Source organism: Affinundibacterium nitidum, from assembly GCF_014284155.1.
Taxonomy (GTDB): Bacteria; Pseudomonadota; Gammaproteobacteria; order Burkholderiales; family Burkholderiaceae_D; genus Undibacterium; species Undibacterium nitidum.
The window spans coordinates 470,515-482,822 of the sequence record NZ_JACOFZ010000001.1 but is presented as its reverse complement, the minus strand read 5'-3'; the positions used below and the strand labels follow the sequence as shown (position 1 = coordinate 482,822).

Below are 12,308 nucleotides of genomic sequence, written 5' to 3'. Positions count from 1 at the left end.
ATTAAATGAATAGATGGGTTTTTCGTGGTCTGATCTGCATATCGAATTGACTTTCAGAGGACTACTATGCATTCATCAAAAACCGTAATTTGAATCGATTTCGAAGTGATTTAGCAGGAGTGTAAATTGACTAAACTTGATGATTACCTGCGTTTCCATGAATCCGCTTTATCTGTTCGTGGTCAGCGCCAACAATTGTTGGCATCGAATATCGCTAACGCCGATACGCCAAATTACAAAGCGCGCGATATCGACTTCGGAAAGGCGATGAGCGCAGCCCTGGAGAAAGCAACACCTCCAAACTCTCTAAAGAAGAGCGATTCCTCCCATTTGGAAGCCAAGGGGACTGTCGCTGGTGTAGTACCTGGGTATCGTCAGGAGTCACAAGGTAACGTCGATGGGAATACGGTAAATATGGACGAGGAGCGCAATGCTTTTACAGATAATGCGCTTCGTTATGAAGCAAGCCTGACCATGATTAACATGCAAATCAAGGGCATTCTTGCAGCGATTCAAGGCTGAAATTTGGGTTGGAAATAGGGGTAAATCATGTCTCTTTTTAAAATTTTCGATGTCTCTGGTTCAGCCATGAGTGCTCAATCACAGCGTCTCAATGTAGTCGCGAGCAATCTGGCGAACGCCGATAGTGTCACGAGCTCGAATGGTCAAGCGTATAAGGCTAAACAGGTTGTGTTCAGCGCTATGCAAAGTGCCGACCCTTCGTCTACCGGTGTCAAAGTTAGCCAGGTTGTTGAAGACACGACCCCTGCGAAATTGATGTACGACCCTAAGCATCCACTGGCAGATGAAAAAGGTTATGTCGCGATGCCAAACGTAAATGTTGTCGAAGAAATGGTGAATATGATTTCAGCTTCGCGCTCATATCAAACCAATGTTGAAACGATGAATGCAGCGAAGTCGATGCTGCTCAAGACCTTAAGTCTTGGACAGTGATGCCAATGAAAGGTAATTAGAATGAATACGATCACTACACAATCGGTTGATCCGACCTTGCTGTCAACAATGAATGGTGGGTCTTCGACTAAGTCTGCTGCGCAAGCTGCCCAAGACCGATTCATGACACTCTTGGTGACTCAGATGAAAAATCAAGACCCACTAAATCCGCTTGATAACGCACAAGTCACAAGCCAGTTGGCGCAGCTCTCAACAGTAACTGGTATCGATAAGTTGAATGAAACTGTGTCTGCAATGAGTGGTAATTTCCAGAGCAGCCAGGGCTTGCAGGCCGCCAATATGATTGGGCATGGCGTAGTTGTGCCGGGCAATAATGTCGAACTTAAAGACGGTAAATCAGTATTCGGTTTTGATCTTCCTCAGTCCGCTGATGCTGTTCGAGTTCAAATCAAGGATGTATCAGGTTCCGTAGTCAGAACACTAACTTCCAATAATATGTCTGCCGGAATGAATTCGATGACTTGGGATGGAAAGAATGATAGTGGAACTTTGCTTGGCAATGGTAACTATGAGTTTGTCGTTGATGCGAGTTCGGGAGATAAAAAATTGACGACGACAAGTCTCAGTTTTGGCATGGTGTCTAGCGTCACGTTTGGAAAGCAGGGTGCTCAATTGTCCATTTCCAACGTCGGTGACGTCGCGATGGCCGATGTTCGGCAGGTATTTTAAGACAGGTGTGTTTTGATCGGAATAAAGATAAAAAATATTTTTTGTTTGGTTCCGGTGGCAGTCGCGGTCCGCGATCTAATTTATCGAAGCTAGAGGAGAAATCTCATGGGTTTTCAACAGGGTTTAAGCGGTCTTAACGCTGCATCAAAATCACTTGACGTGATTGGTAATAATATTTCGAACGCCAATACTGTTGGCTTTAAGATGGCGCAAGCGCAATTCGCTGACGTTTTTGCGAATTCTCTGAGTGGCGCTGGGACAAGTGGAGTTGGGATTGGTGTGAAAGTGCAAAGTGTGAATCAGCTTTTCACACAAGGGAATATCAGCTCGACGAATAATCCTTTGGACATTGCGATCAACGGCTCAGGTTTCTTTAGGATGTCGACGAACGGTGCGATCACTTACAGCCGAAATGGTCAGTTTTCACTGGATAAGAGCGGAAACATTGTGAACTCACAAGGTGCTAGCCTTACAGGTTATGCCGCTGACACAAATGGCGTTTTGTCTACCGGTGCTGCAGTACCATTGACGATTAATACATCTGATATCGCCCCAAAACAAACTGATACGGTAAATGCACTTCTGAATTTGGATTCCCGATCTTTGGTTCCGGGAACTCAAGTACCAGTCGCCAATCCACCTGTGATTATTCCGGTGGCATTCTCTTTAACAGATCCACTTTCTTATAATAACGCGACTTCCGTTGCTGTCTTTGATAGTTTGGGTAATTCCCATGTCTTGCAAACCTTCTTCGTGCGTGTTGACCCTTCTCCGACTGCGCCTGTGCCGCGTGTGCCAACTGGCACCGTGACCGCTGAGTGGGACGTTTTTGCCGCTGTTGATGGGGTATTGATCAATGGTCCTGCAACCGCACCTGCGCCGACTAATTCTATTGGTAAAGTCGGTTTCGATAATATGGGTAAGTTAGTGGCTGCAACACCAAACTTTGCTACAACAGATCCCAATGCGTTTGCGATTGCAATCCCTGTCTCGACCGGTGCCGTTACCCCAATTTCCACACCGACGATCAAATACGATATGACAGGTATGACCCAATACGGCTCGGCATTTAGTGTCAATTCGATTAAACAAGATGGTTATACCTCTGGCAAACTCTCCAAGTTTAATACTGCAAAAGACGGCACGATTGTCGGCAGCTATACCAATGGTAAAACGGCCGTGCTTGGACAAATAGCGTTGGCAAATTTTACGAACCCAAATGGTTTGCAATCGTTAGGTGACAACCAATGGACGGAGACTGCGACCTCGGGCCCTGCGTTGGTTGGGCCTCCAGGTTCGGGCAGTATGGGTGTATTGACTTCAAATGCAACCGAAGACTCCAATACGGACTTGACTGGCGAGTTGGTAAATATGATTACTGCACAACGTGTATATCAAGCGAACGCGCAGACTATCAAAACTCAAGATCAAATTTTACAGACCTTGGTGAACTTGCGTTGATGAGTAAAGTATTGTCGCTGGGGGAGGCTCTATGGATAGATTGATTTACACGGCCATGACAGGTGCTAAACATTTGTTGGAGCAACAGACCACAAATGCGCACAACTTAGCCAATGCGACTACAACTGGTTTTAAAGCACAACTCGATTCTTTTCGTGCGGTGCCTGTGATCAGTGAAGGTCTCCCTACGCGGGCTTTTGTGGTCGATGCGACTGTCGGTACTGATTTTTCGACCGGTGTCTTGCAACATACAGGACGAGACCTTGATGTTGCTGTGCAAGGAAAGGGGTGGCTAGTCGTTCAAGGTGAAGATGGAACCGAGAAGATGACTCGTCATGGCAGCCTGAAGATAAGTGAAAACGGTATTTTGCAAACTCAAAATGGTTTGCAAGTCGTGGGCGAAGGAGGTCCAATCACTATCCCACCCGAAGTCACAATAGCGATTGCGAAAGACGGCACGATTTCTACCATTCCAATGGGAACAAAGCCTAACGCTGTGCAAACCATTGGCCGACTAAAGCTGGTGAATCCGCCCGAAAGCAACTTGGTGCGCGGCGACGATGGCTTATTCAAGACCAAAGATGGAGTTATTCCTGATGCAGATGCTGCAGTCACGGTAACGCACGGAAGCTTAGAGGGAAGTAACGTCAATGTGGTGGACTCCATGGTGACTATGATTAACCTTGCCCGTCAGTTCGAAATGCAAATGAAACTCTTAAGTAATGCAGAGAGTAACGAGACAAAAGCCAGTCAGATCCTCACTTTAGGTTGATATTTGTTGGCGCATAATAGAATTAAGTAATGTGGCCCTCCACAGGAGAAAAAAATGATACGTTCATTATGGGTAGCGAAAACAGGTCTCGATGCGCAGCAAACGCAGATGGACGTGATCACCAATAATTTGGCGAATGTCAGTACGAATGGTTTTAAACGTTCACGTGCTGTGTTTGAAGATCTTCTGTATCAAACAGTGCGCCAGCCAGGTGCGCAGAGTTCGCAACAAACTCAACTGCCTTCCGGTCTGCAGCTAGGTGTTGGCGTGAGACCTGTTGCCACTGAGCGGATATTTACCCAAGGGAACTTACAGCAAACCGGTAATAGCAAAGACTTGGCGATTAATGGTCAAGGATTTTTTCAAGTGTTGATGCCTGATGGTACAACAGGTTATACACGCGACGGCTCGTTTCAGGTCGATAATCAAGGTCAATTGGTTACTTCCAGTGGCTTTGTAATTCAACCTGCTATCACGATTCCAGCGAATGCCCAGTCAATCACTGTGGGGAGAGATGGAACCGTATCTGTTACCCAACCAGGATCTACCGCACCTGTACAAGTCGGATCAATTCAATTGTCTACATTTATTAACCCAGCTGGGCTGTTGGCGTTGGGTGAGAATCTTTACGTTGAGACTGCAGCTTCCGGTAATCCGGGTACCAATACGCCAGGCACAAACGGCGCAGGGCTGATCGTGCAAGGGACGGTTGAGACCTCTAATGTGAATGTTGCAGAAGAATTGGTGAGTATGATTCAAACGCAACGTGCGTATGAAATCAACAGCAAAGCCATTACGACTTCAGATCAAATGTTGCAACGATTGTCGCAACTTTAAAGCATAGCCTGCATTAATTGAGGGAGTACTTATGATGAAGTGTTTTCAGCGACTCGTGATGGTCCTCAGCGTGTTGGGATTGACGGCTTGTGCGATTACGCCAACGCCGATCGTTCAGCAACCCGGTATGGTACGTGCGCAAACTGCGAAAAACCAAAAAGAAGCGAATGGTGCGATTTTCCAGGCAGCGTCCTATCGGCCATTGTTCGAAGACTACAAGGCTCGCTTGGTAGGTGATGTCTTGACGATTGCCATCAGCGAAAATACCTCAGCAGCGAAAGCGGCAGCATCTTCAGGAAGTAAAGCGGGCGGCGCGAGCTTTGCGGCGCCAACTTTATTTGGTATTCCAACGACGACAACGGCAAAAGCCTCGATATCAACAACAGCGTCGTCAAAATTCGATGAGAAAGGTGCAGAAACAGCGAGCAACACCTTTACAGGTACGATTGCTGTTACGGTCGTTGATGTGCTTCCCAATGGCAATCTACTCGTTAGTGGAGAAAAACAAATCGCGTTCAACAAAGGCGCGGAATATGTGCGTTTTTCAGGTGTCGTTAATCCACAAACGATTACTGCTGCTAATACAGTGTCCTCTACGCAAGTCGCTGAAGCGCGTTTTGAATATAGATCAACGTCGCGTGTCGATTTAGCGGAAGCGAATTCATTATTGACACGTTTCTTCTTAAGCTTTCTTCCTTTTTAGGGATATTCATCATGCGTAAATTGATGAAAAAAATCGTTGTGACAAGTGTTCTTTGTTGTGCCTGCTCTCCTTTCTTCCTTGCTACTGCACATGCTGAACGTCTTAAAGATATCGCAGGAATTCAAGGGGTTCGCCAGAATCAACTGATGGGATATGGCTTAGTCGTTGGACTTGATGGCAGTGGTGATCAGACGACCCAGACACCTTTTACCGTACAGAGCATTATCAGTATGATGCAGCAAATGGGTGTCAGTATTCCAGTGGGCACGAGCTTACAGTTAAAGAATGTTGCCGCGGTGATGGTCACGACCTCCTTGCCGCCATTTTCTCAACCGGGGCAAACCCTTGATGTGACAGTGTCCTCCATGGGGAATGCAAAAAGTTTGCGTGGTGGGACATTGCTGATGACACCGTTGAAAGGTGCTGACAACCAAATTTATGCGATGGCACAGGGTAACTTGTTGGTTGGCGGTGTGGGTGCTTCTGCAAATGGAAGTAAAGCCCAGATTAATCATTTAAGCGTTGGGAAGATATCTGGCGGGGCGACTGTCGAACGTGCTGTGCCATCTCCTTTAGGGCAGGGCAATACAATACAGTTGGAATTGAATACTGCTGATTTCTCCACTGCGTCTAAAGTAGTTGAGGCGATCAATAAGAAGTTTGGCGCTGATACAGCTGCTGCAGTTGATGGACGTGTGATACAAGTCAAAGCACCCATGGTGAACGACCAACGGGTGGCGTTTTTAGGTGCATTAGAAAGTTTGGATGTATCACCTGCACAAAATGCGGCGAAGGTCATTTTGAACGCGCGTACCGGTTCGATTGTGATGAATCAAGCGGTCAGTCTCGACACTTGTGCTGTTGCACATGGCAATCTGTCGGTCGTTATAAATACTGAAAACACGGTAAGTCAACCAAATGCGCTGTCAGATGGACAAACGACTACGACTGGGAATTCGAACGTTTCAATTACTAAAGAAGGAGGTCAACTGCTTATGCTAAAAGCGGGAGCTTCTCTAGCCGACGTAGTGAAAGCGCTCAATTCAATCGGCGCAACTCCACAAGACCTTCTTGCTATTTTGCAAGCGATGAAGGCTTCCGGTGCATTACGTGCTGATCTTGAAATTATTTGAGGCCGTTCATGATAGGTAAAGCCGATATCTCAGAAAACCTCGCATTTGATACCAAAGGTTTAGATGCGTTAAGGCAGTCTGCGCACAATAACTCTCCGGAGGCATTAAAGGCTGCTGCAACTCAGTTTGAGGCTTTGTTTGTCAATATGCTCATGAAGTCAATGCGCCAGGCAGGAAGTCAGGATGGAATGTTTGATAGCGAACAGAGTCGCATGTACACCTCGATGTTGGATCAGCAATTGTCGCAAAAAATGGCAAGTCGCGGTTTGGGCTTGGCCGATGCCATGGTAAGACAGATGTCAAACAATGCTATGTCTCAAGTTGTCCAAAGTGAAGTTCAGTCTCCTCCTGCATTGGGTGGTATGGCAGGGATTGATCAATACTTACAACAGCAGAAGCAGAGCATTCGGGCTGCGAAGTTAGTCGAAAATACACAGCCTATTGTTAGTAACTCAGGCCTTAAACATGTACAAGAGTTCACCCAGCGCCTTGGTGCTGAGGCGCAAGCTGCGAGTGCCGAGACTGGAATTCCAGCAAAATTTATGTTGGGACAGGCAGCACTGGAGAGCGGTTGGGGAAAACGTGAGATTAAGGCTTTAGATGGCACCAGTAGTCACAATGTGTTTGGCATCAAAGCTACAGCGTCTTGGAAAGGTCGCACGGTCGAAGCAATAACCACCGAGTACATTAATGGTGTTCCGCAACAACGTGTCGAAAAATTTAGGGCATATGATAGTTACAGCGATGCTTTTAAAGACTATGCGCGTCTCATCAGTAATAATCCGCGATATCAAAATGTAATGGAAAGCGCCGGAGATCCAACCCGTTTCGCCCAGGCATTGCAAAAAGCAGGTTATGCAACTGATCCTCATTATGCACAAAAGCTCAATAGCATCATTCGCCACTCATTTGGCGCATCTTGATGATCTTGCACTTGATTAAAGTTTTCGCTAACTCACCCGATAACTGAATGACGGTAGCAGTTAAAAGTTTGCAATTTTTACAGATAGGTTGATATATGGGCACCAGTATTCTCGGTATCGGACAAAGCGCATTAGCGGCTGCCCAGATGGGAATTGCGACGACTGGACATAATATTGCCAATGCCAATACACCTGGTTATAGCCGGCAGGTGCTGCTACAAAGCGCTGCTGCAGCTCAAAATGACGGGGGTAGTTTCATTGGACAAGGCACCAAAATTGGCGAAGTGAAGCGCATTTACAATGAATTTATTGGTCAACAAGTCAACGTTACCCAATCTGCTCAGAATTACTCTGCAGCGTATTTGAATCAGGTCCAAAGAATCAACAATCTCGTTGCAGATCAGACAGCTGGCATTTCCCCTTCACTTCAGGAATTCTTTAGTGCAATCCAAAATTTAGCATCGACACCGAATGGAACTGCTGGTTCTGCAGCGAGACAATCTGTGTTGTCAACAGGAGCTGCACTTACTACGAGACTCGCTGGCCTCGGTGCGCAACTTGATCAGGTGTCTGAGGAAGTGAATAGTCGAATTTCTCAGACAATTACTGATATCAATGGTTATGCAAAACAAATTTCGCAACTCAACGATTCAATTGAGACAGCGGAGAGTATTTCCGGTGGCGCAACGCCGAACGACTTGCTTGACCAGCGAGATTATGCGGTCACTCAACTGAGTCGCCTTGTGAATGTCACCGTCGTTGAACAGAGCGGCAAGTTCAATATTTTTATGGGAACCGGGCAACCTCTAGTTCTTGGTGCAAAAGTCAGTGTTTTGCAACCAACAAGTTCCCTTACAGATCCAAGTCGAATTCAAGCTTCCTATGAAAGCAATGGAACCCTAATTCAGCTGAACGAAAAGAGTATTACCGGTGGTGAATTGGGTGGTTTGTTTGCTTTTAGAACAAACTCGCTTGACGCGTCACGTAATTCTATAGGCCGTATTTCAATTGCCATTGCGACTGAGTTTAATGCTCAGCACAAACTAGGGCAGGACCTCAATGGGCAAATCGGCAATGACTTTTTCTCGATTGCAGGTCCAAGCTCAACACCAAGTAGTGCCAATACTGGAACGGCAAATATCGCAGCAAGTTTCGCAGATGTTGGGGCGCTAACGCTTAGTGACTATCGTGTCCAGTATTTAGCAGGTACATCACCTGCACCGAACTATTTCAAGATCACACGGCTGTCAGATGGGAATGCGCAAACATCGAATACTTTGCCAGCGGTGATTGATGGCATTACCTTCAATTTGAAGTCTAGCGCCGTTCTGCCAGCAGTCAACGATGAATTTTTAGTTAAGCCCACCGCAGCTGGAGCTTCGTCGCTTCGTGTGGCAATTTCGGATGTTTCTAAGATCGCTGCAGGTACTCCGTTGTCGACAACCACGCCAGCAACAAACTTAGGCACAGGGAAAATAACTCCAGGCGTTATTGATGCTCCTGTCGCTGTGAAAAGCAATTCATTAACAGCGAGTATTGGTTCTGTGGTTGTGGCAGATTCATATCTCTCTACAACATTATCATCGCCATTGAATCTAAGCTTCGCCTCAGCGCCGAATTCTCTCGCTGGATTTCCTGTCGGGGCTCTGGTATCGGTGACTAGCGGTGGGGTAACTTCCAATTATGAAGTCGCGGCTGCGGCGGCTCCCTCTGCGACACCCCCTAAAGTCGTCAATGTGCCATATACAAGCGGTGCAACGGTCACCTATGCAGGCATCAGTTTTGTGATCAAGGACAATCCAACTGCGCCAACAGCGGGTGAGACATTCACTTTGGCTTCGTCAACGCCAGTGACGGCGTCAACATTGACCTACAATTCAGTAACGAATTCATTCTCTGGTTTTCCGGCGACAGCGAATGTGACCGTAAAAAATGGCAACACGACGACATCGTATGTCGCGGGCGCTGCTATCCCCTATGTGGAAGGGTCAACGATTAGTTATAACGGTTTAAGTTTTGTTGTTTCAGGTGCGTATCGGAATGGAGATGTCATTAATATCTCTAATAATGCTTCAGGTACGGGTGACAATCGTAATGCGGTTTTATTAGCGGGTCTTCAAACGAAAAATACGATGTCGTCTGGTTCGACCAGTTTTCAAGGTGCCTACGGCCAGTTCGTAAGCCTCATCGGTAATAAGGCTCATGAATTAGAAGTGACCAATTCTGCTGAGACCAAACTTTTAGATCAGGCTTTGCAAGCGCAACAAGCTGAGTCAGGTGTTAACTTGGATGAAGAAGCTGCAAATTTATTGCGGTATCAGCAGGCATATCAAGCTGCAGGAAAGTTAATGCAGATTGCGAGTCAGTTGTTTGATGCGCTCTTGGCATTGGGTAGATAAGAGGTTTAATTATGCGTATCAGTACTACGACAATTTTTCAGAACGGTGGCGGCCGTATTAGCGACCTTCAAGTTGCATTGAATCGTACTCAGCAGCAGATCGCTGCAGGTCGTCGCATCTTGTCGCCCTCAGATGATCCAATTGGTTCAGCTCGTGCGCTAGTTATTTCCCAGTCTGATGCGGTTAATGATCAATATGCAACAAACCGCAAAAATGCGATAAATACCTTGAGCGTTGCGGAAAACACGCTCGGCAATGTGACTGATGTTTTGCACAATGTCAAAACACTCATGGTCAGTGCAGGAAATGGCGTTCTCAGCGATCAAGAACGTTCATACATCGCCAATGAGCTTCAAGGTAACTTGGATCAATTATTGGGCCTCGCAAATTCTACCGATGGTACGGAAGCCTATCTTTTTTCTGGATTTTCTTCGACGGTTGCGCCTTACACCAAGACACAGGGTGGGGCGTCTTATAATGGTGATCAAGGGGTTCGATCGATTCAGGTAGACACTTCGCGCCAGATTCCAATTAGCGAGTCCGGAAACGCCATTTTTGGAAATATACGGACGTCAACAAACCAATTTAACGTCGTTCCCAATCCGTCAAATACTGGAACTGCTACAACAGCCGTTGCGATTAATGTGCCGACGACAGCGAACCTCACTGGCAATAACTATGAAGTTGCATTTGATTCCACAGGTTTGAATTTTAGTGTCAAAAACACGACAACAGGAAATACTGTCGTACCGTCGACGGCATATACTAATCCAACGACTGTGACAGTGGATGGAATGGACATTACTGTTGCCAATGGCGCAGGACCGAGCGCTGCTCCAGGACCAAACGATAAATATACAGTTCAACCTGGAAATCAGAATATTTTCGAAACCTTGACTGACGTCATTAACGCATTGCGAACATCTGCGACCACGTCGCAGGGGAAGCTTGAGCTTAATTGGCGTTTGAATCAAGCGAATAGCAATGTCGATAAATCATTGTCGAACGTTCTAACGGCGCGGACTAACTTTGGGACTAGTTTGAAAGAGCTAGACGAACTCAATAGTGCAGGTGATAGTTTAGGTTTGATTTATAAGCAAGAGCTTTCCGATATTCAAGATCTCGACTATGCGAAAGCAATCACTGAGCTAAATCAAAATCAAGTGGTGTTGCAAGCTGCGCAACAATCGTTTGTAAAGGCGACTTCTTTGTCCTTGTTCAGTTATATGAACTAGTTTCTTTTGAAATCCAAGTGCCACAAAAAAAGGATGCCGTAGCATCCTTTTTTTATTACTGTGATCTTGATTTGGGTCGTTAAATCACTCTTGTCATTTTTTCAGCAACATAGGTTTTTTGTTCAACCGGCTGAGGAGCAAGTTTAACAATAGCGAAAGAAACATTATCGCCATGCGAGTTTGCTCGTTCTCGCGCCTTCCGAATCATCAGCTCAGACGCTTGTCTCGGAGTGCTCGCGCCAACCGCAACCGATAACTCAATATCGCTGAAGTAATGCCAGAGGCCGTCTGAACAAAGTAAAAAGGAATCCCCTGCAACGAGGTTGTCTTTCTCGCCGAAGGTGACATAAGGGATCGCATTTTTTGAACCCAATACGTTCACTAAGACGTTCGACATTTTATGATTCTTGGCCTCTTCTGGTGTAATCATGCCTTCGTCAACCAAGCGCTCAACATAAGAGTGGTCTTTGGTACGCTCGGCAAAATTCGGGCCAGAGAAACGGTATAGGCGAGAATCACCGACGTGTGCCCAAACGGCTTTCTGTGGAGATATGACCAGTGCTGCGAATGTGCTGTGAGGTTCTTTTTCCGAAGAAACAGCAGACAGTTTAATCACCGTGTGAGCTTCGTGGACGATTGCTTCTAGCATCGCCTTGATGTCATTACCTGGGAAAAACTCATCAAATAGCATTTTTGCGGAACGAATAACTTGTTCTGCGGCAATGGCGCCGCCACTTTTTCCGCCCATACCATCTGCCACCACGGCCATCATGTGGCCAGGGGCATTGGGGGCAGCGAAGAGCGCGACACGGTCTTGTTGTTCTTTGCGATCGCCGATGTGTTGGGCGGTACCTGCTTCGATCTTATATTGGCTCATACGTCTGGGTAGATTACACTAGTCGGTATTTCCGAAATACTTAATTAATTCGTCTTATTTTACTCGTTCTTAAAGCTTATGGATCATACAAATCAAATTAGAATGCGCATTTGTGAGTTGGAGGTGGAACATCGTGACCTCGACTCCGTCATTGAGGCGATTGTGAAAGATCCAAATCATGATGAGTTGCAACTTCGACGATTGAAAAAGCGAAAATTGCAATTAAAGGATTACATCGCTTTGCTCAAGATGCAATTGTCACCCGATATTCCGGCTTAAATTTCCGCTTGGCGGTCGGTTTGGCTACTGCCTCGGTCCAAATCG

The 12,308-nt window shown here is 46.3% G+C and carries 13 protein-coding genes; 12 read left to right on the top strand and 1 reads right to left on the bottom strand.

The window, feature by feature from the left end; all coding sequences use genetic code 11:
• Window positions 1-126: 126 nt before the first annotated feature.
• The 11 genes from flgB to flgL all read left to right on the top strand — a co-directional run bounded on the left by flgB (window position 127) and on the right by flgL (window position 11,107).
• Window positions 127-522 carry a flagellar basal body rod protein FlgB gene (gene flgB, locus H8K36_RS02045; protein ID WP_186915322.1) on the top strand — a complete coding sequence of 132 codons (396 nt, stop codon included), beginning with the start codon at window positions 127-129 and terminating at the stop codon, window positions 520-522.
• A 27-nt stretch (window positions 523-549) separates the two neighbouring features.
• Window positions 550-954 (top strand): flagellar basal body rod protein FlgC, encoded by a 405-nt coding sequence (flgC, locus tag H8K36_RS02040; RefSeq protein WP_186915323.1) that lies wholly within the window; start codon window positions 550-552, stop codon window positions 952-954.
• 21 nt (window positions 955-975) lie between these two features.
• Window positions 976-1,644, top strand: a complete 669-nt coding sequence (locus tag H8K36_RS02035) for a flagellar hook assembly protein FlgD (protein ID WP_186915324.1) — start codon at window positions 976-978, stop codon at window positions 1,642-1,644.
• A gap of 105 nt (window positions 1,645-1,749) precedes the next feature.
• Complete coding sequence (gene flgE, locus H8K36_RS02030) at window positions 1,750-3,105, top strand: flagellar hook protein FlgE (RefSeq protein WP_186915325.1); 1,356 nt, start codon at window positions 1,750-1,752, stop codon at window positions 3,103-3,105.
• 31 nt (window positions 3,106-3,136) lie between these two features.
• Window positions 3,137-3,877 carry a flagellar basal-body rod protein FlgF gene (gene flgF, locus H8K36_RS02025; protein ID WP_186915326.1) on the top strand — a complete coding sequence of 247 codons (741 nt, stop codon included), beginning with the start codon at window positions 3,137-3,139 and terminating at the stop codon, window positions 3,875-3,877.
• Window positions 3,878-3,931: 54 nt separating this feature from the next.
• Entirely contained in the window at window positions 3,932-4,714 is a 783-nt protein-coding gene (gene flgG / locus H8K36_RS02020) for a flagellar basal-body rod protein FlgG (RefSeq protein WP_186915327.1), read from the top strand.
• A 34-nt stretch (window positions 4,715-4,748) separates the two neighbouring features.
• Window positions 4,749-5,417, top strand: coding sequence for a flagellar basal body L-ring protein FlgH (locus H8K36_RS02015; RefSeq protein WP_186915767.1), 669 nt, complete (start codon window positions 4,749-4,751; stop codon window positions 5,415-5,417).
• 11 nt (window positions 5,418-5,428) lie between these two features.
• On the top strand, window positions 5,429-6,550 hold the full coding sequence (locus H8K36_RS02010; RefSeq protein ID WP_186915328.1) for a flagellar basal body P-ring protein FlgI: 1,122 nt from the start codon (window positions 5,429-5,431) through the stop codon (window positions 6,548-6,550).
• A gap of 8 nt (window positions 6,551-6,558) precedes the next feature.
• On the top strand, window positions 6,559-7,473 hold the full coding sequence (gene flgJ / locus H8K36_RS02005; protein WP_186915329.1) for a flagellar assembly peptidoglycan hydrolase FlgJ: 915 nt from the start codon (window positions 6,559-6,561) through the stop codon (window positions 7,471-7,473).
• A 95-nt stretch (window positions 7,474-7,568) separates the two neighbouring features.
• Window positions 7,569-9,872 carry a flagellar hook-associated protein FlgK gene (flgK, locus tag H8K36_RS02000; RefSeq protein ID WP_186915330.1) on the top strand — a complete coding sequence of 768 codons (2,304 nt, stop codon included), beginning with the start codon at window positions 7,569-7,571 and terminating at the stop codon, window positions 9,870-9,872.
• A gap of 11 nt (window positions 9,873-9,883) precedes the next feature.
• Window positions 9,884-11,107, top strand: a complete 1,224-nt coding sequence (gene flgL / locus H8K36_RS01995) for a flagellar hook-associated protein FlgL (RefSeq protein ID WP_186915331.1) — start codon at window positions 9,884-9,886, stop codon at window positions 11,105-11,107.
• 79 nt (window positions 11,108-11,186) lie between these two features.
• Here the strand turns inward: flgL and H8K36_RS01990 are convergent, their stop codons facing one another.
• Entirely contained in the window at window positions 11,187-11,984 is a 798-nt protein-coding gene (locus tag H8K36_RS01990; RefSeq protein ID WP_186915332.1) for a PP2C family protein-serine/threonine phosphatase, read from the bottom strand.
• Window positions 11,985-12,062: 78 nt separating this feature from the next.
• Here H8K36_RS01990 and H8K36_RS01985 point away from each other — a divergent pair, with 78 nt between their 5' ends.
• Window positions 12,063-12,263 carry a YdcH family protein gene (locus H8K36_RS01985; protein WP_186915333.1) on the top strand — a complete coding sequence of 67 codons (201 nt, stop codon included), beginning with the start codon at window positions 12,063-12,065 and terminating at the stop codon, window positions 12,261-12,263.
• Window positions 12,264-12,308: the final 45 nt, after the last annotated feature.

Bases quoted from the DNA above. Each gene is read 5' to 3' on its own strand.
- H8K36_RS02035 (WP_186915324.1), top strand. From the start codon at position 976: ATGAATACGATCACTACACAATCGGTTGATCCGACCTTGCTGTCAACA.
- H8K36_RS02010 (WP_186915328.1), top strand. From the start codon at position 5,429: ATGCGTAAATTGATGAAAAAAATCGTTGTGACAAGTGTTCTTTGTTGT.
- H8K36_RS01985 (WP_186915333.1), top strand. From the start codon at position 12,063: ATGGATCATACAAATCAAATTAGAATGCGCATTTGTGAGTTGGAGGTG.
- H8K36_RS01990 (WP_186915332.1), bottom strand. From the start codon at position 11,984: ATGAGCCAATATAAGATCGAAGCAGGTACCGCCCAACACATCGGCGAT.
- flgK (WP_186915330.1), top strand. From the start codon at position 7,569: ATGGGCACCAGTATTCTCGGTATCGGACAAAGCGCATTAGCGGCTGCC.
- flgC (WP_186915323.1), top strand. From the start codon at position 550: ATGTCTCTTTTTAAAATTTTCGATGTCTCTGGTTCAGCCATGAGTGCT.
- flgF (WP_186915326.1), top strand. From the start codon at position 3,137: ATGGATAGATTGATTTACACGGCCATGACAGGTGCTAAACATTTGTTG.
- flgL (WP_186915331.1), top strand. From the start codon at position 9,884: ATGCGTATCAGTACTACGACAATTTTTCAGAACGGTGGCGGCCGTATT.
- flgG (WP_186915327.1), top strand. From the start codon at position 3,932: ATGATACGTTCATTATGGGTAGCGAAAACAGGTCTCGATGCGCAGCAA.
- flgJ (WP_186915329.1), top strand. From the start codon at position 6,559: ATGATAGGTAAAGCCGATATCTCAGAAAACCTCGCATTTGATACCAAA.
- flgE (WP_186915325.1), top strand. From the start codon at position 1,750: ATGGGTTTTCAACAGGGTTTAAGCGGTCTTAACGCTGCATCAAAATCA.
- H8K36_RS02015 (WP_186915767.1), top strand. From the start codon at position 4,749: ATGAAGTGTTTTCAGCGACTCGTGATGGTCCTCAGCGTGTTGGGATTG.